At 60.2% G+C, this 23,665-nt stretch carries 17 protein-coding genes and 1 pseudogene; 14 read left to right on the top strand and 4 right to left on the bottom strand.

Going from position 1 to position 23,665, the window contains the following annotated elements; translation table 11 throughout:
• A partial coding sequence (gene typA / locus ACIOU6_RS24990; protein ID WP_401139220.1) for a translational GTPase TypA occupies window positions 1-1,581 on the top strand: 1,581 nt, incomplete at its 5' end.
• A gap of 193 nt (window positions 1,582-1,774) precedes the next feature.
• Here the strand turns inward: typA and ACIOU6_RS24985 are convergent.
• On the bottom strand, window positions 1,775-2,212 hold the full coding sequence (locus ACIOU6_RS24985) for a YkgJ family cysteine cluster protein (protein ID WP_038359983.1): 438 nt from the start codon (window positions 2,210-2,212) through the stop codon (window positions 1,775-1,777).
• A gap of 258 nt (window positions 2,213-2,470) precedes the next feature.
• Here ACIOU6_RS24985 and ACIOU6_RS24980 point away from each other — a divergent pair, with 258 nt between their 5' ends.
• The 5 genes from ACIOU6_RS24980 to ACIOU6_RS24960 all read left to right on the top strand — a co-directional run bounded on the left by ACIOU6_RS24980 (window position 2,471) and on the right by ACIOU6_RS24960 (window position 12,061).
• Window positions 2,471-4,921: a glycogen/starch/alpha-glucan phosphorylase gene (locus ACIOU6_RS24980; RefSeq protein ID WP_221733131.1), complete on the top strand. Its 2,451-nt coding sequence runs from the start codon at window positions 2,471-2,473 to the stop codon at window positions 4,919-4,921.
• 254 nt (window positions 4,922-5,175) lie between these two features.
• Window positions 5,176-8,760 (top strand): DUF2339 domain-containing protein, encoded by a 3,585-nt coding sequence (locus tag ACIOU6_RS24975; RefSeq protein WP_401139218.1) that lies wholly within the window; start codon window positions 5,176-5,178, stop codon window positions 8,758-8,760.
• Window positions 8,757-10,121 (top strand): DUF3999 domain-containing protein, encoded by a 1,365-nt coding sequence (locus ACIOU6_RS24970; RefSeq protein WP_221733129.1) that lies wholly within the window; start codon window positions 8,757-8,759, stop codon window positions 10,119-10,121. The genes ACIOU6_RS24975 and ACIOU6_RS24970 overlap by 4 nt, the downstream gene beginning before the upstream one ends.
• Before the next feature lie 323 nt (window positions 10,122-10,444).
• A complete protein-coding gene (locus ACIOU6_RS24965) occupies window positions 10,445-11,455 on the top strand; it encodes a class 1 fructose-bisphosphatase (RefSeq protein ID WP_221733128.1) in 1,011 nt (336 codons plus the stop codon).
• A gap of 3 nt (window positions 11,456-11,458) precedes the next feature.
• On the top strand, window positions 11,459-12,061 hold the full coding sequence (locus tag ACIOU6_RS24960) for a DUF924 family protein (protein ID WP_401139216.1): 603 nt from the start codon (window positions 11,459-11,461) through the stop codon (window positions 12,059-12,061).
• 107 nt (window positions 12,062-12,168) lie between these two features.
• On the opposite strand, the gene ACIOU6_RS24955 is transcribed toward ACIOU6_RS24960, so the two are convergent.
• Together ACIOU6_RS24955 and ACIOU6_RS24950 are read right to left on the bottom strand one after the other, a co-directional pair.
• Entirely contained in the window at window positions 12,169-12,933 is a 765-nt protein-coding gene (locus ACIOU6_RS24955; RefSeq protein ID WP_401139223.1) for a methyl-accepting chemotaxis protein, read from the bottom strand.
• A gap of 93 nt (window positions 12,934-13,026) precedes the next feature.
• Window positions 13,027-14,061, bottom strand: a pseudogene (locus tag ACIOU6_RS24950) (cache domain-containing protein); the annotation flags it as partial.
• Window positions 14,062-14,343: 282 nt separating this feature from the next.
• Here ACIOU6_RS24950 and ACIOU6_RS24945 point away from each other — a divergent pair.
• Window positions 14,344-14,598 carry a lipoprotein gene (locus tag ACIOU6_RS24945; protein WP_042557222.1) on the top strand — a complete coding sequence of 85 codons (255 nt, stop codon included), beginning with the start codon at window positions 14,344-14,346 and terminating at the stop codon, window positions 14,596-14,598.
• 30 nt (window positions 14,599-14,628) lie between these two features.
• Window positions 14,629-15,198: a lipocalin family protein gene (locus ACIOU6_RS24940; RefSeq protein WP_221733125.1), complete on the top strand. Its 570-nt coding sequence runs from the start codon at window positions 14,629-14,631 to the stop codon at window positions 15,196-15,198.
• 122 nt (window positions 15,199-15,320) lie between these two features.
• On the opposite strand, the gene ACIOU6_RS24935 is transcribed toward ACIOU6_RS24940, so the two are convergent.
• Complete coding sequence (locus ACIOU6_RS24935; RefSeq protein ID WP_401139213.1) at window positions 15,321-16,685, bottom strand: formimidoylglutamate deiminase; 1,365 nt, start codon at window positions 16,683-16,685, stop codon at window positions 15,321-15,323.
• 145 nt (window positions 16,686-16,830) lie between these two features.
• Between ACIOU6_RS24935 and hutC the strand changes: the two genes are divergently transcribed.
• From hutC to ACIOU6_RS24905, 6 genes are all read left to right on the top strand, one after another.
• Window positions 16,831-17,541 carry a histidine utilization repressor gene (gene hutC, locus ACIOU6_RS24930; protein ID WP_221733185.1) on the top strand — a complete coding sequence of 237 codons (711 nt, stop codon included), beginning with the start codon at window positions 16,831-16,833 and terminating at the stop codon, window positions 17,539-17,541.
• Window positions 17,538-18,107: a HutD family protein gene (locus ACIOU6_RS24925; RefSeq protein WP_401139211.1), complete on the top strand. Its 570-nt coding sequence runs from the start codon at window positions 17,538-17,540 to the stop codon at window positions 18,105-18,107. Before hutC ends, ACIOU6_RS24925 begins: the two co-directional genes overlap by 4 nt.
• 429 nt (window positions 18,108-18,536) lie before the next feature.
• On the top strand, window positions 18,537-20,219 hold the full coding sequence (gene hutU / locus ACIOU6_RS24920; protein WP_401139221.1) for a urocanate hydratase: 1,683 nt from the start codon (window positions 18,537-18,539) through the stop codon (window positions 20,217-20,219).
• 174 nt (window positions 20,220-20,393) lie between these two features.
• Complete coding sequence (locus ACIOU6_RS24915) at window positions 20,394-21,866, top strand: purine-cytosine permease family protein (RefSeq protein WP_401139210.1); 1,473 nt, start codon at window positions 20,394-20,396, stop codon at window positions 21,864-21,866.
• 70 nt (window positions 21,867-21,936) lie between these two features.
• Entirely contained in the window at window positions 21,937-22,905 is a 969-nt protein-coding gene (locus ACIOU6_RS24910) for an ABC transporter substrate-binding protein (protein WP_401139208.1), read from the top strand.
• 70 nt (window positions 22,906-22,975) lie between these two features.
• The coding region (locus ACIOU6_RS24905; protein WP_401139206.1) for an ABC transporter permease at window positions 22,976-23,665 on the top strand (690 nt) is incomplete at its 3' end.

Genomic DNA, 23,665 nt, shown 5'->3' with positions numbered 1-23,665 from the left:
TTCGGCGGCGTAGTTGAACTCGTAATGTCGATGGTTGACTCCGTTCTGCTGCTGGTTGACGCTCAAGACGGCCCTATGCCGCAAACCCGTTTCGTGACCAAGAAGGCTTTCGAAGCCGGCCTGCGTCCAATCGTGGTGATCAACAAGGTTGACCGTCCAGGCGCGCGTCCGGACTGGGTTCTGGACCAGATCTTCGACCTGTTCGACAACCTCGGTGCGACCGAAGAACAACTGGACTTCCAGGTTGTTTACGCCTCGGCCCTGAACGGCATCGCCGGTCTGGATCACACCGCCATGGCTGAAGACATGACCCCGCTGTACCAAGCGGTCGTCGACCACGTTCCAGCGCCAAAAGTTGACCGTGAAGGTCCGTTCCAGATGCAAATCTCGGCACTGGACTACAACAGCTTCCTGGGTGTTATCGGTGTTGGCCGTATCGCTCGTGGTAGCGTCAAGCCGAACACCCCGGTTGTTGCTATCGGTGCCGACGGCAAGAAGCGTAACGGTCGTATCCTGAAGCTGATGGGTCACCACGGTCTGCACCGTATCGACGTTGAAGAAGCTTTTGCAGGCGATATCGTTTGCGTCAGCGGTATGGACTCGCTGTTCATCTCCGACACCCTGTGCCACCCGGACACTGTCGAGGCGATGAAGCCTCTGACCGTTGACGAGCCAACCGTTTCGATGACCTTCCAGGTAAACGACTCGCCATTCTGCGGTAAAGAAGGCAAGTTCGTGACGTCCCGTAACATCAAGGACCGTCTGGACAAAGAGCTGCTGTACAACGTTGCTCTGCGCGTTGAAGAAGGCGACACCGCTGACAAGTTCAAGGTTTCCGGCCGTGGTGAGCTGCACCTCTCGGTACTGATCGAAACCATGCGTCGCGAAGGCTTCGAACTGGCCCTGGGCCGTCCGGAAGTGATCATTCGTGAAGTGAACGGCGTCAAGCAAGAACCGTTCGAAAACGTGACCATCGACATCCCTGAAGATTCGCAGGGCAAGGTCATGGAAGAGATGGGTCTGCGTAAAGGCGACCTGACCAACATGGTGCCGGATGGTAAGGGCCGTGTTCGTCTGGAATACAACATCCCTGCTCGTGGTCTGATTGGTTTCCGTAACCAGTTCCTGACCCTGACCAACGGTGCTGGCATCCTGACCTCGATCTTCGATCGCTACGACACCGTGAAGTCGGGCCACATGTCCGGCCGTCAGAACGGCGTTCTGGTTTCGGTTGAAACCGGCAAGGCTCTGACCTACTCCCTGGAAACCCTGCAGGCGCGTGGCAAGCTGTTCGTTGAACACGGTCAAGAGATCTACACCGGTCAAATTGTCGGCCAGAACAGCCGCGACAACGACCTGGGTATCAACCCAACCAAAGGCAAGAAGCTCGACAACATGCGTGCTTCGGGCAAAGACGAAACCATCGCTCTGGTTCCACCAGTGAAGTTCACTCTGGAACAGGCTCTGGAATACATCCAGGAAGACGAGCTGTGCGAAGTTACTCCTAAGTCCATCCGTCTTCGCAAGAAGATCCTGGACGAAAGCGAGCGTACCCGCGCTGCCAAGAAAGCCAAGATCTAAGTATTTAGTTCTGGCTGAATGAAAACGCCCCCGGTCGCGAGACCGGGGGCGTTTTTGTTTGTCTGGGGATTATTCGGTGTGTTTGTCGGCCTCTTCGCGAGCAAGTCCGCTCCCACAGGGGGGAACGCATTCCAAATGTGTGCGGGCTTGCTCGCGAAGGCGGCCGATCAGCCACCGAAAATCTCAGGAGGGATCAAAACTTCTCGATCGCGCGGAAATTCTGCTCGCGCACCACTTCCTTCGGCTTGTACGCGCAATACCCCGGTCGCGGGCCGATCTTGGGGTGATTGCGGCAGGTGTCCGGGCGCTTGTCATAAATGGTGCACAGGCGCGACTTACGATCCAGGTAGTAGCAATCGTTGTTGCTCATGCGCTGCAGGGTGAAGATCCCCGACTTCTGATTGAAGCGCTCGACCAGTCCTTCCTTTTGCAGGCGCTTGGCGATGTTCTTCGGTGGATCGCCCAACTCGAACTCGTCGACCACGCCGATGCGCACCAGATCCTTGATCTTCACCTCGACCGGCAGCGTGCAGCAGCTGGAGACACAAGAGCCGCACATCGGGGCCGAGTATTTGGCCCACGTATCGAGACGATCGATCTCGGCGGCGGCAATCAGGTTGGGCTTCATCATCGGGAGTTACCAGGCGTGTGCATCAGGGCGCGCGATCATACCGGGACGGGTGGATTTTTGAACAACCTTTCGCCAGATATTTTCTGTATACCGCCATTTGACCGGACAAATCGGCACGGCCCCTGCATTCATTGGGGTAGATGCCAAGCGATTGCCGGGCTATCTCACAGTCCCGGGAAAAACTGCCGAACCAGAGCCGCTACCGTCGGTCAGACCGTCTAGGCTCAGACAATTCCCCGCTCGCCCGAGGTCGTATCGATGACTCAAGAACCATTAGTTCGCGAAGCAGAGGTGGCCGCATTCCGCGACGCCGTCCTGACCAAACTCACCTACGCGGTGGGCAAAGACCCCGATCACGCCTTTGACCATGACTGGTTCGAAGCCATTGCCCTGGCGGCGCGCGATCACATGGTCGAGCACTGGATGGATCACACCCGGCAGATCTACCGCAAAGGCCAGAAGCGGGTGTATTACCTCTCGCTGGAATTCCTCATCGGCCGCTTGCTCTACGACAGCCTGAGCAACCTCGGCCTGCTCGACGTCGCCCGAGAGGCGCTGACCGAACTGGGTGTCGATCTGGAACGCATTCGCCTGCTGGAGCCTGACGCAGCGCTGGGCAACGGTGGTCTCGGACGATTGGCCGCGTGCTTCATGGAAAGCATGTCCACCCTCGGCATCGCCGGCCATGGCTACGGCATTCGCTATGAACACGGCTTGTTCCGTCAGGCCATCGTCGACGGCTGGCAGCAGGAACAGACCGAACACTGGCTGGATTTCGGCAACCCGTGGGAGTTCGAGCGGCCGGAAGTCGTCTACTCCATCGGTTTTGGTGGCAGCGTTGAAACCGTCACCGATGCCAGCGGTAAAACCAGACAGGTCTGGTCGCCGGCGGAAACCGTTCGGGCGATTGCCTATGACACGCCGGTCGTCGGCTGGCGCGGGGCAAGCGTCAACACCTTGCGCCTGTGGCGGGCTCGGGCCATGGAAGATCTGCACCTGGAACGCTTCAACGCCGGTGACCACTTGGGCGCCGTGGCCGAAGTGGCCCGTGCCGAAAGTATTTCCCGCGTGCTCTACCCGGCGGACAGCACCGAAGCGGGGCAAGAACTGCGTCTGCGCCAGGAATATTTCTTCGTCGCCGCATCTTTGCAGGACTTGCTCCGTCGCCATCGCAACATGCACACCTCGGTGTTGACCCTGGGTGATCATGCTGCCATTCAACTTAACGACACCCACCCGTCGATCGCTGTGGCCGAACTGATGCGCCAACTGGTCGACGTCTACGACGTGGCGTGGGATGCGGCGTGGCAAGTCACAGTGGACACGCTGTCGTACACCAACCACACGTTGTTGCCCGAAGCGTTGGAAACCTGGCCGGTGGGTTTGATGGAGCGCATGCTGCCGCGGCACATGCAGATCATTTACCTGATCAATGCCCAGCACATCGATTCATTGCGGGCCAAGGGTATTCACGACTTCGACGTACTGCGTGCGGTGTCATTGATCGAGGAAGACAACGGCCGCCGGGTGCGCATGGGTAACCTCGCCTTCCTCGGTTCGCATAGCGTCAACGGCGTATCAGGGCTGCATACGCAACTGATGCGCAAAACCGTGTTTGCCGAATTGCACAAGCTCTACCCGGAGCGGATCAACAACAAAACCAACGGCATCACCTTCCGCCGCTGGCTGTTCCAGGCCAACGCCGAATTGACCTCGATGCTGGTCGATGCGCTTGGCCCGGACATTTTGGACAACCCGGAAGAACGCCTGCTCGACCTCGAACCGTTCGCAGAAAAACCGGCCTTTCGCAAAGCCTTCGCCGAGCAGCGGTTGCACAGCAAAAAGGCCTTGGCTTATCTGATTCACGAACGGCTGGGGATCGCGGTCAACCCGGCGGCGATGTTCGATGTGCAGGTCAAACGGATCCACGAATACAAACGCCAGTTGCTCAACCTGATGCATACCGTGGCGTTGTATCAGGCGATTCGCGCCGAGCCTGAAATCGACTGGGTGCCGCGAGTGAAAATCTTCGCCGGTAAAGCGGCGGCCAGTTATCACCAAGCCAAGCTGATCATCAAACTGACCAACGACATCGCCCGGGTGGTTAACAACGACCCGACCGTGCGTGGCTTGCTGAAAGTGGTGTTCCTGCCCAATTACAACGTCAGTCTGGCGGAGAGCATTATTCCGGCGGCGGACTTGTCAGAGCAGATTTCCACCGCCGGTTTCGAGGCTTCGGGCACCAGCAACATGAAGTTCGGCCTTAACGGTGCGCTGACCATCGGTACGCTGGACGGCGCCAACGTGGAAATGTGCGAGCGTATTGGCGCCGAGCACATGTTCATCTTCGGCCTCAGCGCCCAGCAGGTGGAAGCGCGTAAACAGAACCACGAGTTCAGCGCCGCGCCGGACATCGCCGCGTCCCATCGCCTCAACGATGTGTTGCAAGCGATCCGCAGCGGGGTGTTCTCGCCGGACGACACCTCACGCTACACCGGGCTGATCGACTCGCTGGTCGATTACGACCGGTTCCTGGTCTGTGCCGACTTCGACTCCTACTGGGAGGCGCAGAAGCGCGTTGAAGAGCTTTGGCACGACAGCAATAACTGGTGGCGTTCGGCGGTGCTCAACACGGCGCGGATGGGCTGGTTCTCCTCGGACCGGACGATTCGCGAGTACGCCACGGATATCTGGAAAGCGCTGGAGTAACTTTGCGCAACAAATGTGCGTAAGGCCCAACGTTTGTTGGGCCAGATCGATATACTGAGCGCCGGTTACCGGATGTATCAGTCACCACAAGCCCCCGGTGGGAGCCGGCTTGCTCGCGAAAGCGATGGATCAGTCAATTTTAATATCGACTGACGACGCCTTCGCGAGCGAGCCCGCTCCCACCGTTAGATTGTGCCTAGACTGAAGCAACTGCCGGGATTGCCCCTTTAAGGGGCCGCTTAGGGATATCGACCATGCAATGGATGTTCATGTTGATCGGGCTGGTGCTCGGCTGGCTGCTTGACGAGTCGTTCAGCACGGCGCTGTTGGGTGCGCTGCTGGGACTTGCGATTGGGCAAACGCTGCGCATCGCCCGGATCGGCAAACAGGCCGCCGAACAACAGCGTCAACTTGAACAGGCAAAGGTCGCCTTGCAGGCGGTCGAGCAGCGGCTGTTCCTGCTCGAAGGCACGCCCGTGCAAGCCGCACCGCCGTCGAGTGCGGCACCGGCCAGTGAACCTGTCGTCGAACCCGCAAAAATCGTTGAACAGGCGCCGGCACCCGAACTCGTTTGGGAACTGCCGCCCGAACTCGTACCGATCTCCGCCGCTGCCCACGAAACCAATCAACCGCTGCCGGACGATGTCTGGCGCCTCGAAGCCGTTACCACCGAACCTCAACAACCCGCCGAGCCCCGTGGTCCGAACCTGATCGAGCGTGGCATCAGCGCGGCACGCAACTGGCTGTTCGGTGGCAACACCGTGCTGCGCGTTGGCGTGGTGTTGTTGTTCTTCGGCCTGGCGTTTCTGCTGCGCTATGCCACTGAAGGCATGGTGGTGCCGATCGAACTGCGTTACGCCGGGGTCGCTGCCGCGGCACTGGGCTTGCTGGCGCTGGGCTGGTGGCTGCGGCACCGCAACAGCAGTTATGCGTTGATGCTGCAAGGCACCGGCATCGCGGTGTTGTACCTGACAGTGTTTGCGGCGATGCGCCTGCATCCGTTGCTGGAGCCGTCCGCCGCGCTGGGCTTGTTGGTGGCGGTGACGGTGTTCTCGGCGATTCTGGCGATTACCCAGGACGCCCTGGCGCTGGCGTGTGTCGCCGCGCTCGGCGGTTTCGCTGCACCGATTCTGACTTCGACCGGCGCTGGCAACCATGTCGCGCTGTTCAGTTATTTCGCGCTGCTCAACGCCGGCATCCTCGCCATCGCCTGGTTCAAGGCTTGGCGCCTGCTCAACCTGATTGGCTTTGTTGGCACCTTTGGCATCGGTTTCGCCTGGGGGCTGCGTTCTTATGCGCCGCAGCTTTTGTGGAGCACCGAGCCGTTTCTGATTCTGTTCTTCTTGATGTACCTGGCCATTGGCTTGTTGTTCGCCCGCCGAAAACTACTCGACATGCCTGATGCTCCGGCAGACGGCGACCGTGAGGCGCTGCTGCACTGGTCGGCGCGCAAGGGTGATTACGTCGATGGGACGATGCTGTTCGGCCCGCCGATTGTCGGCTTTGGTTTGCAGTTTGCGCTGGTGCAGCATCTGGAATTCGCTGCGGCATTCAGCGCCCTTGCACTGGGCATGATCTACATGGGCCTGGCCAAAGTGTTGATGGCCGGGCGTGCCGTGCTGCTGGGCGAAACCTGTCTGGCGCTGGGGGTGATTTTTGCCAGTCTGGCGATTCCGCTCGGGCTCGATGCACGTTGGACGTCTGCGGCGTGGGCAGTGGAGGGCGCGGGGATTTTCTGGCTCGGCTTGCGTCAGCATCGCCCATTCGCCCGGGCCTTTGCTTTGCTGTTGCAACTGGGGTCGGCGCTGGCGTTCCTCAGTCAGTTGCGCATCGGCGAGAGCAGTCTGCTCGATGGGGCACCGTTAGGTGCGCTGATGCTCGGCGTCGCGTTGTTGTTCAGCTTCTATCAACTGCGCAAAGCCACGCCGGAACAGGCCTCGCCTTGGGAGCGCCAAGGCCTGCCGGTGCTGGCGTGCCTGGGCCTGACGTGCCTTTACCTGCTGGCGCCGCTGTACTTCTTCATCCAGGGCACGGCGATCAGTTGGGCGCTGGCCGGTCTGGCGACGTTGTTCGTCGGTCTGCGCCTGCAATCGCGCACGTTCCTGTTCACGGCGTTTGCCGTGCAACTGCTGGGCGGCGCGTTGTTCCTGCTGCGCTTGCAAGGCGGGGGCGTAGATTCGGCCGCGGTTTTCAGCGCCGGCTGGAGCGGTTTGCTCAGTGCCTCTTTGATCGGGCTGGCCTTGATCGCCGGCATGTTGCTGGCCGCTCGCGATGAGATGGTGCGCGCCGATGTGCGTCTGCTGCGCGGCTTGTCGGTGGTGTTGCTGGCCGGTCTGGTGCTGATCAATCTGGCGGTGCTGTTTGTCCTGCCGTGGCAGACCGCGAGCGCAGTGTGGGCGGCCAGTGGTTTGTTGATCATCTGGCTGAGCCTGTACCTCAAGCAGCGGGTGAGTTTTGTCTTCGGTCTGCTGTTGCAGGTGATCGGCGGCGCGGCGTTTTTGCTCGCCGGTTCCGAGTGGCTTGAGCCGTTGGTCAGTGAAGGTTACAAGCCGTTGGCGCACGGCGGATTCTGGACGCCGTTGGTGCTGAGCCTGGCCGCGATGATCGGCGCTTGGCGCCTGCAACTGGGTCATCACGCGTCGGCGTTTGATGTGTTGAGTTTGCAGCGTTTGTCCGAGGTGTTGCTGGTGTGGGGCGCCGGTTGGTGGACGTTCGCGTGGGTCAATGAAGTGCTGGGCTTTGCGCCAGTGAATCTTGAAGACTCTCTGCTGTTGCTGGTCGCGGCACTGAGTGTGGCATTGTGGACGCTGCTGTCACTGCGCTTGAAATGGCCGGCGCTGGGTTTGCTGTGCACCTTGTTGATGCCGGCCGCCGGGCTGGTTTTGCTCGCGGCTTGGCATTCGCGTTATCACCCGGCGGCAGACGTCGGCTGGCTGGCGTGGGCTGTGGTGTTCGCGGTGCATTTCCTCAGCTTGCGGCGCTTGGCGCCGATGCTGTCGGCGCGGGCCTTGAGCACTGCGCATGTGCTGGGCTGCTGGCTATTGATCGGCGTGCTGTCGCTGGAACTGCGCTACGGCTTGCTGCTGTTGTCCGAGCAATACAACGCTTGGCGTTGGTTGGGCTGGGCGATTTTGCCGAGCCTGTATCTGTTGCTGGCGGCCGCACCGCGCAATTGGCCTTGGCCCGTCGCCGCGTTTGCCCGCCAATACCGCTTGTACGCCGCTGCACCGTTGGCGGTGTTGATGCTCGGCTGGTTCTGGCTGGCCAACGGGATCAGCGATGGCAACGCCGAACCGCTGCCTTACGTGCCGCTGCTCAACCCACTGGAACTGGGCCTGCTGTTTGCGCTGTTCGGCGTTTATGTCTGGTCGCGCAGCACGGTGTCGCAGTTGTCGATCCGACAGGACTACGCCGATTACGCCACGCAACTGATCGCCGGAGTTTCGCTGTTCGCCTTCTGCACCGCGTTGGTGACTCGCGCCGCACATCATTGGGCCGGGATCCCGTTCGAACTCGATCAGTTGCTGGCGTCGATGCTGGTGCAGGCGGGGTTGTCCATTGTCTGGACGCTGATGGCGCTGGGACTGATGATCGGCGGGCATCTGCGTCATCGCCGCGAAGTCTGGCTGATCGGCGCGGCGCTGATTGCGCTGGTGGTGGCCAAACTGATTTTTGTCGAATTGAGCAACCGTGGCGGCCTCGCCCGGATCGTCTCGTTTATCGGCGTTGGCGTATTGCTGCTGGTGGTCGGCTACTTCGCGCCGCTGCCGCCCAAACGCACCGAAGCTGACCCGGTGGCGGACAAACCGACCCCGAACACCGAAGGAGTTTCATCTTGAGTCGTATGCTGAATCTGGGTTGGTTGGCGTTGGGCGTGGTGATGACTGCCGGCGCCCAGGAAAAACCGGCGGACTTCACCACGCAGGTGCCGCTCTCAGTGACTGGGGCTGGCCCGTGGTATCGCCTCGAACTGCCGCTGAATGTGCAATTGCAGGCGCGCCAGACCGATCTCAGCGATCTGCGCGTATTCAATGCCGCCGGCGAACCGCAGGCTTACGCCTTGGCCCGCGAGTCGGCGCAGACCCGCGACGACGGGCAGTTGCATGACGTGAAGTGGTTCCCGCTGTACAACGCCGCCGACGCCTCGGAGCACGCACCGAACGTGCGCGTGCAATCGACCACCAACGGCACGCTGGTCGAGGTGCAGCCGTCCAGCCAATTAGAGGCGGGCGAAGAAGTGCTGCGCGGGTGGTTGCTCGACGCGAGTGCGATCAAGGCGCCGTTGCAGCAATTGATTCTCGACTGGACCAGCGAACGCGACGGCTTCCAGCGCTTCAGCATTGAGGCCAGTGACGACTTGCAGCACTGGCAGCCGTGGGGCGAAGGCCAAGTGGCGCGCCTGACCTTTTCCGATGAGCGCATCGAACAGCACGACGTGACGTTGCCGGGGCAATCGGCGCGCTATGTGCGCTTGCTGTGGGATTCACCGAGTTCGGCGCCGAACCTGACGTTGGCGCAAGTGAAAAGCAGCGACCCGCGCAATCTACCGCTGCCGTTGGTCTGGTCTCAGGCATTGGCTGGCAGCAGCACCAAGGCCGGGGAATACACCTGGCAGTTGCCGATGGGGCTGAACGTCGAACGGGTGCAGGTTGAACTCAAAGAGCCGAACAGCCTGGCACCGGTGACGTTGGCGGGGCGGCGCGAGAGTAGCCTGCCGTGGCAGACGTTGAGCAGTGGCTTGCTGTATCGCCTGACGCAGAATGATCAGGACGTGGTGCAGAACGAAATGTCGCTTTACGGGCAGACCGTTCAGCAGTTGAAACTGACCGTAGATGAGCGCGGCGGCGGCTTGGGAGAGCAGGCGCCGAGCTTGAAATACGCAGTGCGTGCGACGCAGGTGATCTTTCTGGCGCGTGGCGCAGGGCCTTACAGCCTGGCGCTGGGCAATCCGACGGTGAAAACGGCGAACCTGCCGCTGGCTACGCTGATTCCCGATTTCAAACCGCAGAAACTGGCGACGTTGGGTAAGGCGACGGTAGAGGGCGAAGCCATCAACACGCCCGCCTCGACAACAGCCACTACGGCAGTCGTTGAAACCAACTGGAAGAAGTTGGGGCTGTGGGCGGTGTTGTTGTTGAGTGTGGTGTTCCTCGGGGTGATGGCGGCGAGTTTGCTGCGCAAGCCTCCTGCCAACTCCTGAGAATGGCTGGCGCTGCGCGCCATTCGCGAGCAAGCCCGCTCCCACAGTTGATCTTCAGTGGACACAAGTCCGTATTCAAGGGAGATCTTTTGTGGGAGCGAGCAGGCTCGCGAAGACGGCCAATCGGTCGACAAGAATCCCGAGCTACCATCCATCCCGTTTCCAACTACGCTAAATCCGGTGCCTGAACTCTCCGGGCCCGATCACGTCTGATAGATGCAATTGAACCCCAACGCACGTTACCGGGCGTCTTTGCTCGCTACGTTTTCAGACTCCCTGTAAACTGCGCGGGTTTTCAGCCCACCATTCCACCGGAGCCGTCCATGTCCCGCGTTACCTTGAGTCGCTATTTGATTGAGCAGACCCGCAGCAACAACACTCCTGCCGATCTGCGCTTCCTGATCGAAGTGGTGGCGCGTGCCTGTAAGGAAATCAGCCACGCCGTGTCCAAAGGCGCCCTGGGCGGTGTTCTGGGCAGCATGGGCACTGAAAACGTGCAAGGCGAAGTGCAGAAGAAGCTCGATGTGATCTCCAACGAGATCCTGCTCGAAGCCAATGAATGGGGCGGTCACCTGGCCGGCATGGCGTCCGAAGAAATGGACAATGCCTACCAGATCCCGGGCAAGTACCCCAAAGGCGCCTACCTGCTGGTGTTCGACCCACTGGACGGTTCGTCGAACATCGACATCAACGCCCCGGTCGGTACCATTTTCTCGGTATTGCGTTGCCCGAACGAATACCTGAGCCAGAACGAAGCGCTGAACGAAAAAGCTTTCCTGCAGCCAGGCACCGAGCAGGTCGCTGCCGGTTACGCGATCTACGGGCCGCAGACCATGCTGGTCCTGACCCTGGGCGACGGCGTCAAAGGCTTCACCCTGGACCGCGAAATGGGCAGCTTCGTCCTGACCCACGAAGACATCACCATTCCTGAGTCTACTCAGGAGTTCGCCATCAACATGTCCAACCAGCGTCACTGGGAAGCCCCGGTGCAGCGCTACGTCGACGAGTTGCTGGCCGGCGAAGATGGTCCACTGAAAAAGAACTACAACATGCGTTGGGTCGCGGCGATGGTTGCCGACGTGCACCGCATCCTGACCCGTGGCGGTCTGTTCATGTACCCGCGTGACAGCCGCGAGCCGTCCAAACCAGGCAAATTGCGTCTGATGTACGAGGCCAACCCGATGTCGTTCCTGGTGGAACAAGCGGGCGGCGCGTCCACCGACGGTCACCAGCGTATCCTCGACATTCAGCCGGAAGGTCTGCACCAGCGTGTTGCGGTGTTCCTCGGTTCGAAAGAAGAAGTCGCACGCGCCACGGCCTACCACAAGGCTTAAGCCATGAACGCGCCTTGGCAGCCGTTGCTCGATTGGTGGTTCGGTCACGCCGAATCACCGGACGAGGTTTCGGCTGACAAGGGCAAGCTGTGGTTCGGCAAGAAAGACAGTCAAGACCTCGAAGCGCGTGAGCGGTTCGGGGTCTTTGTCGATCAGGCCCTGGCGGGCGAACTGACCGAGTGGACGCAATGTCCCGAAGGTTGGCTAGCGGTGGTGCTGTTGCTCGATCAACTGCCGCGAATGATCTATCGCGATTCTCCCAAAGCATTCTCTGGCGATCTGCGCGCGCAGAAATTCGTTGCGCAAGGCATTGCTGCGGATTTCGACCGGCAACTGAAGCCGATTCAACGGGTATTCATCTATCTGGTGTTCGAACACTGCGAAAACCTCGCGGTGCAGAACGAAGCGGTTTCGCGGCTTATCGAATTGGTGGCTGAACAGCCGGAGGCAGAGCGTGCGGTGTTTGCCGACAATCTGGATTATGCCGAGCGGCATCAGAAAGTGATTGCAAGGTTTGGGCGGTTTCCGCATCGCAATGCGGTGTTGGGAAGGGCGTCTACGGCTGAAGAATTGGAGTTTCTGTCTGGGCCGGGGTCACGGTTCTAAATCTTCATCGCGACTCAATCCCTCTTCGCGAGCAGGCTCGCTCCCACAGTTGAAATGCATTCCAATGTGGGAGCGAGCCTGCTCGCGAAGGGGCCAGTGGCAGCGCTTTAAATGCGGAAGCTGCCGACCAATTGCTTGAGACGCGCCGCTTGCTGTTCCAGATCCGAGCACGCCCGCAACGTCGCCTGCAAGTTCTCTACTCCTTCCTGATTCAGCGTATTGATCTCGTTGATGTCGACGTTGATCGACTCGACCACAGCCGTCTGCTCTTCAGTCGCGGTCGCTACCGACTGGTTCATTCCGTCGATCTCGCCAATGCGTTGGGTCACGCTGCCCAGGCGCTCGCCGGCCTGGTTGGCGATGCCGACGCTGCTTTCGCTCTCACGCTGGCTCTCGGTCATGATGTTGACGGCCTGACGGGCGCCGACTTGCAGCTCTTCGATCATGCCCTGCACTTGCTGCGCCGAATCCTGAGTGCGGTGTGCGAGGTTGCGCACTTCATCCGCGACCACGGCGAAACCACGCCCGGCCTCACCCGCACGGGCCGCTTCGATCGCGGCGTTGAGCGCGAGCAGGTTGGTCTGCTGCGAAATGCTGGTGATCACCTCCAGAATCTGGCCGATGTTCACCGTATTGCTGTTCAGGGTTTCGATGTTGCCGCAGGAGTCGCTGATCTTCGCCGACAACTGCTGCATGGCGTGGATGGTTTTATCCACCACCTGCTGACCGTCGACGGCCAGGCTGCGCGCATCGCTGGAGTGCTGCGAGGCGAGGGCGGCATTCTGGGCGATTTCCTGGGCGGCGGCTCCGAGTTGGTTGATCGCGGCGGCGACGCTGTTGGTACGGCTCGCTTGCTGATCGGAGTTGTACATCGAAGAGTTCGACGCGGCGACCACCCGCAGGGCGACTTCATTGACCTGGCCGGTCGCGGAGGCCACTTCGCGGATCGAAGTATGGATACGTTCGACGAAACGGTTGAACGATGTGCCCAGCGCGCCGAACTCATCGTTGCCGTGGATCACCAGACGTTTGGTCAGGTCGCCTTCGCCTTCGGCGATGTCGTGCATGGCGCGGCCCATGGTCAGCAGTGGTTGCATCAGTACACGGATCAGCATGCCAAGCAGCGCGATGATGATCACCACGGCGATGACCATGGCGATCAGTGCCGAGGTGCGGAATTCGCTGAGCATCGCGAACGCGGTGTCTTTATCCAGCACCAGCGCCACGTACCAGTCAGCCGATGGCACGCCATTGACGTGGGTGAAGGAGATCAACTGCGTCTTGCCGCCGAACTCGACTTCCTTCAAACCGGGGCTGACGTTTGGCGCACCGTTCGGATAGGCCTCGGCGAGGGTCTTGAGCACCAGTTTGCTGTCCGGGTGGATCAGGATCTTGCCATCGGCGCTGACGATAAACGCGTGACCATGGCCGCCGAAATTCAGCGAGTTGATGATTGCGCTGACGCTGCTCAGATCGATATCGGCACCGGCGACGCCAATCATCTGGCCTTGGCGCTGCACCGGGGTGGCAACAGTGATGACCAGTTTGCCCGACGAGGCGGCGATGTACGGTTCGGTGACGATGGTTTGCTGCGCACTGTCGGCCGCTTTGTACCAGCCACGGGCGCGCGGGTCGTAATCCGGCGCGCGGTTGCCGGCCGGTACCGAGAACATCACGCCATCCGCGCCGCCAAAGTAGCTGAGCTGGAAGTTACCGGTGTAGGCGGGCAGGTCGATGATGCGTTTCAGGCTGGCGGGCGCGTTGCCATCGGCGACAACTTGCTGGGCCAGCGATTGCAGCAATTGGATGCGGCTTTCCAGCCAGGTCTGGATGTTGCTGGTGGTCAGGCTGCCCAGCTCCTGCATTGTTGCGTCGGTGCTGCTGCCCAGGGCTTCGCGTTGTCGATAGTCATTGAAAAAGATGAAACAGGCGAACGCAATGGCCACCACGAGGGCGGCAGCCAACAAGATTTTGTGGCTGAATTTCAGGTTTCTGGTCATCGAATGAACTACCGCGAAGGGGCTGGTCAAGAAAGGGCGGCAATTTGCCACACTTGGGGGCTTTGCGCTGCTCTTATTTCGACCGCTGCGCGCCAAAGATTAGGCGGCTTTGATGAAAGGCGACGAAATGCTCAATAGCCTTACAAAGTCTCTGATTTAAAGGCAAAAGCCAGACGGGCGGGCTAATAAATAGCCGTTCGCTCACGGAACCAGAAGCAGGTTTTCTCTTCTAAGCTTCTGGTTGGCACCCTGCCATCCCCCCCTCGTTTCAGGAGTTACACCATGTCGCTGCGATCTATCGCCCTGCTGTCGTTTTGCGTGCTGTTGGCCGCATGCAGCAAGGTCAATCAGGAAAACTATGCCAAGCTTTCGGCCGGCATGGCCAAGGCCGAGGTTGAAACCTTGCTCGGCAAACCCACCGATTGCTCGGGCGCGCTCGGCATGTCCAGTTGCACCTGGGGCGACAAGAACAGCTTTATCAGCGTGCAGTACGCCGGTGACAAAGTGCTGATGTTTTCCGGCCAAGGCCTGAAGTAAACCGGGGCTTCGCGCCCACGGAGAAGAAGAATGAAGCGGTTATTGCTAATCCTTTTTGCCGGCCTGGTACTGGCCGGCTGCGCCACGTCCGGCGTGGACCCTTTGGCGCCGAAAACCGTCAACAGCGTCAATCTCAAGCGTTACCAAGGCACCTGGTATGAACTGGCGCGCTTGCCGATGTATTTCCAGCGCCATTGCGCGCAATCCGAAGCTCGCTACACCCTTCAGCCCGACGGCAACATGGGGGTGTTCAACCGCTGCCTGACAAAAGACTGGGAGTGGCAAGAGGTCAAGGGTACGGCTTATCCACAGGTGCCGGGCAAGACCGACAAGCTGTGGGTCGAGTTCGACACCTGGTTCTCACGGCTGATACCGGGTGTGGCGAAGGGCGAATACTGGGTGTTGTACGTCAGCGATGACTACAAGACCGCCATCGTCGGCGACCCGAGTCGCAAGTACATGTGGTTGTTGTCGCGTACGCCGACTGTCAACGGCGTGGTGCGTGAGGATCTGCTGAGCAAGGCGCGGCAGCAGGGTTACGACACCACTCGACTGATCTGGCGCACCACGGACCGGCAGATGGCCAAGACTTCGAATTAACCAACACCGTCTATCAAATGTGGGGGCGGGCTTGCTCGCGAAGAGGGCGTATCAGTCGACTGAAGTGTTGACGGATACACCGCTTTCGCGAGCAAGCCCGCTCCCACATTTTTTGCGTTGTGTCAGCCCAAGAGTTCGCGCAGGACCTGGGTGAAGGCGCGACTGCTGTCCTCTTCCCCGGCATGCCGTCCATCGCGCACCACCCACTGGCCATTAACCAGCACGTCACGCACCTGACGATCACCGCCGGCAAACAACCAGCGATTCAGAATCCCGTCTCCACTGGCCGTCGCCAGGTACGGATCGTTGCCATCAAGCACAATCCAGTCCGCCCGCTTACCGACTTCCAGCGCCCCGATCGGTTGCCCCAGCGCTTGAGCTCCGCCATCCAGTGCCGCGTCATACAACGTGCGCCCGACCATCGGCTGATCCGTGCCATACAAGCGGTTGCGTCGTTGATCACGCAGACGCTGACCGTATTCCAGCCAACGCAATTCTTCCACCACGCTGAGTGACACATGGCTGTCAGAGCCGATACCCATGCGGCCACCTTGAGCGAGGAAGTCCACGGCCGGGAAAATCCCGTCGCCCAGGTTGGCCTCGGTGGTCAGGCACAAACCGGCGATGGCGCGACTCTTGGCCATCAGCGTGACTTCTTCCGGGTTGGCGTGAGTGGCGTGGACCAGGCACCAGCGCTGATCGACTTCGGTGTTTTCATAGAGCCATTGCAGGGGGCGGCGACCACTCCAGCTCAGGCAGTCATCGACTTCCTTTTGCTGCTCGGCGATGTGGATGTGCACCGGGCACTGCTTGTCACTGGCTGCCAGCACTTCGCTGATTTGCTGCGGGGTGACCGCGCGCAACGAGTGGAAGCACAGGCCGAGCGATTGCGCCTTTTGCTGCGCCAACAGCGGCTGCAAACGCGATTGCAGCTTCAGGTAGTTTTCGGTGCTGTTGATGAAGCGGCGTTGGCCGTCATTCGGGGGCTGGCCGCCAAAACCAGCATGGCTGTAGAGCACCGGCAGCAGCGTCAGGCCGATGCCGCTGTCACTGGCGGCCTGACTGATGCGCAACGCCAGTTCGGCCGGGTCGGCGTACGGCTGACCCTTGCTGTCGTGGTGTACGTAATGAAATTCGGCCACCGAGGTGTAACCGGCCTTGAGCATTTCGATGTACAACTGGCGGGCGATCACGCCGAGTTGATCCGGGCTGATTTTTCCGACGAGCCGATACATCAGGTCGCGCCAGGTCCAGAAACTGTCGTTGGGATTGCCCGCCACTTCGGCCAGTCCGGCCATCGCCCGCTGGAACGCGTGGGAATGCAGATTGGGCATGCCCGGCAGCAACGGCCCGCTCAGCCGTTCAGCGCCCTCTGCGGTGGAATCGGCCTGGATTTGGGTCAGCACGCCATCGGCGCTGACCTCAAGACGTACATGATTGGCCCATCCGTTAGGCAGCAGCGCGCGTTCGGCAAAGAAAGCGGACATGGTTCAGCACCCCATCGTGTGTTATTTGTATATACATATACAGACGTTTGCCTGCTCGGTAAACTCCGGCAAGCTAGCCACTTCTACCGACGAACAAGGATCCACCGTGCCGACTCCGCCTCCAGTTTCCCCATTGGCCGCGAACATGGGCGACAGTCCGGCGCCCTTGTACGCCCGCGTCAAACAGATGATCACTCAGCAAATCGACAGCGGTAACTGGCCGCCGCACTATCGCGTGCCGTCGGAAAGCGAACTGGTCAATCAGCTCGGTTTCAGCCGCATGACCATCAACCGCGCGCTGCGCGAGATGACTGCCGACGGGCTGCTGGTGCGCATGCAAGGTGTCGGCACTTTTGTCGCCGAACCGAAGAGCCAGTCCGCGCTGTTCGAAGTGCACAACATCGCTGATGAAATCGCCTCCCGTGGTCATCGCCATACTTGCCAGGTCATCACCCTTGAAGAAGAGGCCGCCGGTTCCGAGCGGGCGCTGGCGCTGGACATGCGCGAAGGGCAGAAAGTCTTTCACTCGCTGATCGTGCATTACGAAAACGACATTCCGGTGCAAATCGAAGACCGTTTCGTCAACGCGCTGGTCGCCCCGCAATACTTGAAGCAGGACTTCACCCTGCAAACGCCTTACGCCTACCTCAACCAGGTCGCGCCGCTGACCGAGGGCGAGCATGTGGTTGAAGCGATTCTTGCCGAACCGTCGGAGTGCAAGTTGCTGCAGATCGAAAAAGGCGAGCCGTGCCTGCTGATTCGCCGCCGCACCTGGTCGGGGCGTCAACCGGTGACGGCTGCGCGTCTGATTCACCCAGGTTCTCGTCATCGTCTGGAAGGACGCTTTCATAAATGAATGGTTTGAAAGTTTTACGCGCCGAAGGCTACCCGCGCATGCCGTGGAAGAACGGCGGCGGCAGCACTGAAGAAATCACCCGTGATGCGGGTGCCGGTCTCGATGGTTTTGGCTGGCGCCTGTCGATTGCCGACATCGCGGAGTCGGGCGGTTTTTCGACCTTCGCCGGTTATCAGCGGGTGATCACCGTGTTGCAGGGTGACGGCATGACCTTGTGTGTGGACGGTGACGACACCCAGCCTTTGTTACCCCTCGACCCGTTCGCTTTCGGGGGGGGAAGCCAAGTGTCCTGCACGTTGCTTGGTGGGGCGATTCGCGATTTCAACCTGATCTATGCTCCGCAGCGCTACAGCGCACGCTTGCAATGGCTGGACGGCGCGCAGCGGTTTTTCAGCTCGGCGGGGACGGTGCTGGTGTTCAGTGTCAGTGAGTTGCTGCACGTGACGGTCGGTGAGGAAACGGCACAACTTGGCCGGCATGATTGCCTGCAACTGGACGGTAACACCGGGTTGGTAGAAGTCTCCGTCAATGCCGGTTGCTGCGTAATCGAACTGACGGCACGCTAACCTGAATCGGGTCACACATCCTGTGGCGAGGGGATTAATCCCCTCGCCACCCATGTATTCACACTTCTTGTTTCCCCGGCGCACCAACTTGTTACCGAACGCCCCAGCGTGGCGCAAAACCACGCTTTCGTAACAATCTCGCAACGCCCTGAACACCCCCCGCAAAAAATTTAAACCACGCCAGAACCCTTGATTCAGGCGTCCTCCAACCTCGTCCGCTATGTTTCTTGAACGGCCCTTCAACAAGTTGGCCGCTTGATTGCATATGCTTGTATGTACAAGTAAAGACGTATGCGTATGAGTCGCTTGAGACTCTCCGCAGCGTCCACTGATTCGCTTGTCGCGCATTGAAGCGCACAGGCTGCTTGCCCACTGCCAGGGTTGGTTTGAATTGATCGCTGAGGAGTCTTTTTCGTGACTGACAACAAAATGACCACTGCCCCTTTTACAAAGCACCGTGACGTCGAAATTCGTGCCGCACGCGGTAACAAGCTGACCGCCAAAAGCTGGCTGACCGAAGCGCCGCTGCGCATGCTGATGAACAACCTTGATCCGGAAGTGGCCGAAAACCCGAAAGAACTGGTGGTCTACGGTGGCATCGGTCGTGCGGCACGTAACTGGGAGTGCTACGACAAGATCGTCGAGAGCCTGACCAACCTGAATGACGACGAGACCCTGCTGGTGCAATCCGGCAAGCCGGTCGGCGTGTTCAAGACTCACAGCAACGCCCCGCGCGTACTGATCGCCAACTCCAACCTCGTCCCGCACTGGGCGAGCTGGGAGCATTTCAACGAACTCGACGCCAAAGGCCTGGCCATGTACGGCCAGATGACCGCCGGCAGCTGGATCTACATCGGCAGCCAAGGCATCGTCCAAGGCACCTACGAAACCTTCGTTGAGGCCGGTCGTCAGCATTACAACGACAACCTCACCGGCAAGTGGGTCCTGACCGCCGGTCTGGGCGGCATGGGTGGCGCTCAGCCTCTGGCTGCAACCCTGGCTGGCGCTTGCTCGCTGAACATCGAATGCCAGCAGGTCAGCATCGATTTCCGCCTGAAAAGCCGTTACGTCGACGAGCAAGCCACTGACCTCGACGACGCCCTGGCGCGCATCGCCAAGTACACCAAAGAAGGCAAGGCAATCTCCATCGCGCTGCTGGGCAACGCCGCTGAAATTTTGCCGGAACTGGTCAAACGCGGTGTGCGTCCAGACATGGTCACTGACCAGACCAGCGCCCACGATCCACTCAACGGCTATCTGCCGGCCGGCTGGACCTGGGACGAATACCGCGCCCGCGCCAAGACCGAACCGGCCGCTGTGATCAAAGCCGCCAAGCAGTCGATGGCCGTGCACGTCAAAGCGATGCTGGAATTCCAGAAGCAAGGCATCCCGACCTTCGACTACGGCAACAACATCCGCCAGATGGCGCAGGAAGAAGGCGTCGAAAACGCGTTCGACTTCCCGGGTTTCGTACCGGCCTACATCCGTCCGCTGTTCTGCCGTGGCATCGGCCCGTTCCGTTGGGCGGCCCTGTCGGGCGATCCGCAGGACATCTACAAAACCGACGCCAAGGTCAAAGAGTTGATCCCGGACGACGCCCACCTGCACAACTGGCTGGACATGGCCCGCGAGCGCATCAGCTTTCAGGGCTTGCCGGCGCGTATCTGCTGGGTTGGCCTGGGCCTGCGCGCCAAGCTGGGTCTGGCATTCAACGAAATGGTCCGTAGCGGCGAGTTGTCGGCGCCGATCGTGATCGGTCGTGACCACCTCGATTCCGGCTCGGTGGCCAGCCCGAACCGCGAAACCGAATCGATGCAGGACGGTTCCGACGCTGTGTCCGACTGGCCACTGCTCAACGCTCTGCTCAACACCGCGAGTGGCGCGACCTGGGTGTCCCTGCACCACGGCGGTGGCGTCGGCATGGGCTTCTCGCAGCACTCGGGCATGGTGATTGTCTGCGACGGTACGGACGAAGCGGCCGAGCGAATCGCCCGCGTGCTGCACAACGACCCGGCCACCGGTGTCATGCGTCATGCCGATGCCGGTTACCAGATCGCCATCGACTGCGCGAAGGAGCAGGGGCTGAACCTGCCGATGATTACCGGTCAATAAACGTAACTCTGTGGGAAATGCTTTGGGTGGGAGTGGGCTTGCTCACGAATGCGGTGGATCAATCAGCACATGTTTCGAATGTGCCGACCCCTTCGCGAGCAAGCCCGCTCCCACCAAAAGCAACTCACGCAAGACGCTCAGTGAACTCGAATAACAATCCACAGAGGTTGAATCATGGCTGTTAACCCCGATCGTGCAGGCAACAAACCGTTGATCGAAAGGCGTTCGATCGACTACATCCCGGAAGCGGAAAGACACGGTCGTCTGTTTAGCCAATTCACCCTGTGGATGGGTGCCAACCTGCAAATCACCGCGATTGTCACCGGGGCGTTGGCCGTGGTGCTGGGCGGTGATGTGTTCTGGTCGTTGATCGGTCTGTTGATCGGTCAACTGCTGGGCGGCGGGGTGATGGCGCTGCATGCGGCGCAAGGGCCGAAACTGGGTCTGCCGCAGATGATTTCCAGCCGCGTGCAGTTCGGCGTTTATGGTGCGGCCATCCCGATCGTGCTGGTGTGCCTGATGTACTTGGGTTTCACCGCAACGGGCACGGTGCTTTCCGGCCAGGCGCTGGGCCAGTTGTTTGGCGTCAGCGACAGCATCGGCATTCTGATCTTCGCCAGTGTCATCGTGCTGGTCACGGTGATGGGGTATCGGGTGATCCACTGGATTGGCCGTGTCGCCAGCGTCATTGGCGTGATTGCTTTCGTATTTCTGTTCTGGCGTCTGATGAGTCAGACCGACGTCGGTGCACTCCTGCAAATCCGTCACTTTAGCTGGAGCAGTTTTCTGCTGGCGGTGTCGCTCGCGGCGTCCTGGCAGATCGCTTTCGGCCCTTATGTGGCTGACTATTCCCGCTACCTGCCGAGCACGACGTCAGCGGTGAAAACCTTTTTCGCTGCGGGCGCCGGTTCGGTGATTGGCGCACAAGTGGCGATGATCCTTGGTGTGTTCGCTGCGGCTTCGGCCAACGGCCAGTTCGCCGGCCATGAAGTGGCTTATATCGTCGGTCTGGGCGGAACCGGTGCCACCGCTGCGTTGCTGTATTTCAGCATCGCGTTCGGCAAGGTCACCATCTCGACGCTGAACTCCTACGGCAGCTTCATGTGCATCGCGACCATCATCAGTGGTTTCAAAGGTCATCTGCAGGTCTCGCGCTTGCAACGTCTGGTTTTCGTGGTGGTCATCGTCGGTGCGGCAACGCTGATCGCGTTGCTCGGTCAGCACTCGTTCCTCGGTGCGTTCAAGTCCTTCATCCTGTTCCTGCTGGCGTTTTTCACGCCTTGGAGCGCGATCAACCTGGTCGACTACTACTGCATCACTCGCGAGCGCTATGACGTGCCGGCGCTGGCCGATCCGAATGGTCGCTATGGCCGCTGGAACGTCCTCGGTATCAGCGTCTATGTGTTCGGTGTGCTGGTGCAACTGCCGTTCATTTCCACCAAGTTCTTCACCGGCCCGCTGGTGGCCGCCCTCGGCGACGTGGATATTTCCTGGATCATCGGCCTGGTGCTGCCCGCCGCCGTTTATTACGTGTGCGCAAAAAAATGGCACAGCACGGTGCCCGATCACCTGATTCTGCCGGTCGAGCAGGACAGCGATGCACAACCTGAGAAAAACAGGGCCAGTCGCGCTGCGGCGCAGGCCTGATTGGACGTGAACAGGGCTGGATGCCTCTTGACTGCCGTAAGCCCAACTCATGATTAGGAGCGTCACGACAATGAAATCGAACAAGACCCTGCTGACCACACTGCTTTCGATGGGCCTGCTTGCCAGTGCCGGCGCCACCCAGGCGGCCGGCTGGTGCGAATCGGGTAAACCGGTGAAATTCGCCGGTCTGAACTGGGAAAGCGGCATGCTGCTGACCGACGTGTTGCAAGTGGTGCTGGAGAAAGGTTACGACTGCAAGACCGATAGCTTGCCGGGCAACTCCATCACCATGGAAAACGCTCTGAGCAGCAACGACATTCAAGTGTTCGCTGAAGAGTGGGTCGGCCGCAGCGAGGTCTGGAACAAGGCCGAGAAGGCCGGCAAGGTCATCGGTGTCGGCGCGCCGATCGTGGGCGCCGTTGAAGGCTGGTACGTGCCGCGCTATGTGGTCGAAGGCGATGCCAAGCGCAAGCTTGAGCCCAAAGCCCCTGACCTGAAAAACATTGCCGATCTGGGCAAATACGCCGCCGTGTTCAAGGACGCCGAAGAGCCTTCCAAAGGCCGCTTCTACAACTGCCCGGCTGGCTGGACCTGCGAGCTGGACAACAGCGAAATGCTCAAGAGCTACGGTCTGGAAAGCAGCTACACCAACTTCCGTCCGGGCACCGGCCCGGCGCTGGATGCGGCGGTGCTGTCGAGCTACAAGCGTGGCGAGCCGATCCTGTTCTACTACTGGTCGCCCACCCCGCTGATGGGCCAGGTTGATCTGGTCAAACTCGAAGAAAAACCGGGTGTCGACAAGACTGTGAGTATCAAGGTCGGGCTGTCGAAAACCTTCCACGACGAAGCCCCGGAACTGGTGGCCGTGCTGGAAAAGGTCAACCTGCCAATTGATCTGCTCAACCAGAATCTGGGGCGCATGGCGAAGGAACGTATCGAGTCGCCAAAACTGGCGAAAATATTCCTCAAGGAACATCCTGAAGTCTGGCACAAGTGGGTGAGCGACGACGCCGCCAGGAAAATCGACGCGGCCTTGTAGGTTGAGCTTCTCCGGCTGCCGGCATCGGCAGTCGGACGCTTGATCGCAACCCCTTGATTGAGAGTCTCTTATGTTTCCCGAAAGCTTTACCTTTTCCATCGCCGACTGGGTCAACGGTTGGGTCGATTCGCTGGTGACCAATTACGGCGATGTGTTCCGCCACATCTCCGACACGCTGCTGTGGGCCATCGTCAACCTCGAAGGCATGCTGCGTGCGGCACCGTGGTGGTTGATGCTGGCGATCGTCGGTGCCGTGGCCTGGCATGCAACACGCAAAGTGGCGACCACCGCGGTGATCGTCGGTTTGCTGTTCCTGGTGGGCGCTGTCGGCCTGTGGGACAAGCTCATGCAAACCCTGGCGCTGATGATGGTCGCGACGATCATTTCGGTGCTGATCGGCATCCCGCTGGGGATTCTCTCGGCACGCAGCAATCGCCTGCGTTCGGTGTTGATGCCGCTGCTCGACATCATGCAAACCATGCCCAGCTTCGTGTACCTGATCCCGGTGCTGATGCTGTTCGGCCTGGGCAAGGTGCCGGCGATTTTCGCGACCGTCATCTACGCCGCGCCGCCGCTGATTCGCCTGACCGATCTGGGCATTCGCCAGGTCGACGGCGAGGTGATGGAAGCCATCAATGCTTTCGGCGCCAACCGCTGGCAGCAACTGTTCGGCGTGCAACTGCCGCTGGCCCTGCCGAGCATCATGGCCGGGATCAACCAGACCACCATGATGGCCCTGTCGATGGTGGTGATCGCCTCG

The sequence above is a fragment of the Pseudomonas sp. NPDC087615 genome (assembly GCF_044743445.1).
GTDB classification, from domain to species: Bacteria; Pseudomonadota; Gammaproteobacteria; order Pseudomonadales; family Pseudomonadaceae; genus Aquipseudomonas; species Aquipseudomonas baetica_A.
This window is presented reverse-complemented; position numbering and strand designations above follow the sequence as displayed.

Coding starts and splice junctions, on each gene's coding strand:
- ACIOU6_RS24935 (WP_401139213.1), bottom strand. CDS start 16,685: ATGTCCGCTTTCTTTGCCGAACGCGCGCTGCTGCCTAACGGATGGGCC.
- ACIOU6_RS24925 (WP_401139211.1), top strand. CDS start 17,538: ATGAATGGTTTGAAAGTTTTACGCGCCGAAGGCTACCCGCGCATGCCG.
- ACIOU6_RS24960 (WP_401139216.1), top strand. CDS start 11,459: ATGAACGCGCCTTGGCAGCCGTTGCTCGATTGGTGGTTCGGTCACGCC.
- ACIOU6_RS24965 (WP_221733128.1), top strand. CDS start 10,445: ATGTCCCGCGTTACCTTGAGTCGCTATTTGATTGAGCAGACCCGCAGC.
- ACIOU6_RS24915 (WP_401139210.1), top strand. CDS start 20,394: ATGGCTGTTAACCCCGATCGTGCAGGCAACAAACCGTTGATCGAAAGG.
- hutC (WP_221733185.1), top strand. CDS start 16,831: ATGGGCGACAGTCCGGCGCCCTTGTACGCCCGCGTCAAACAGATGATC.
- ACIOU6_RS24945 (WP_042557222.1), top strand. CDS start 14,344: ATGTCGCTGCGATCTATCGCCCTGCTGTCGTTTTGCGTGCTGTTGGCC.
- ACIOU6_RS24975 (WP_401139218.1), top strand. CDS start 5,176: ATGCAATGGATGTTCATGTTGATCGGGCTGGTGCTCGGCTGGCTGCTT.
- ACIOU6_RS24955 (WP_401139223.1), bottom strand. CDS start 12,933: ATGTACAACTCCGATCAGCAAGCGAGCCGTACCAACAGCGTCGCCGCC.
- ACIOU6_RS24980 (WP_221733131.1), top strand. CDS start 2,471: ATGACTCAAGAACCATTAGTTCGCGAAGCAGAGGTGGCCGCATTCCGC.
- ACIOU6_RS24940 (WP_221733125.1), top strand. CDS start 14,629: ATGAAGCGGTTATTGCTAATCCTTTTTGCCGGCCTGGTACTGGCCGGC.
- ACIOU6_RS24910 (WP_401139208.1), top strand. CDS start 21,937: ATGAAATCGAACAAGACCCTGCTGACCACACTGCTTTCGATGGGCCTG.
- hutU (WP_401139221.1), top strand. CDS start 18,537: ATGACCACTGCCCCTTTTACAAAGCACCGTGACGTCGAAATTCGTGCC.
- ACIOU6_RS24985 (WP_038359983.1), bottom strand. CDS start 2,212: ATGATGAAGCCCAACCTGATTGCCGCCGCCGAGATCGATCGTCTCGAT.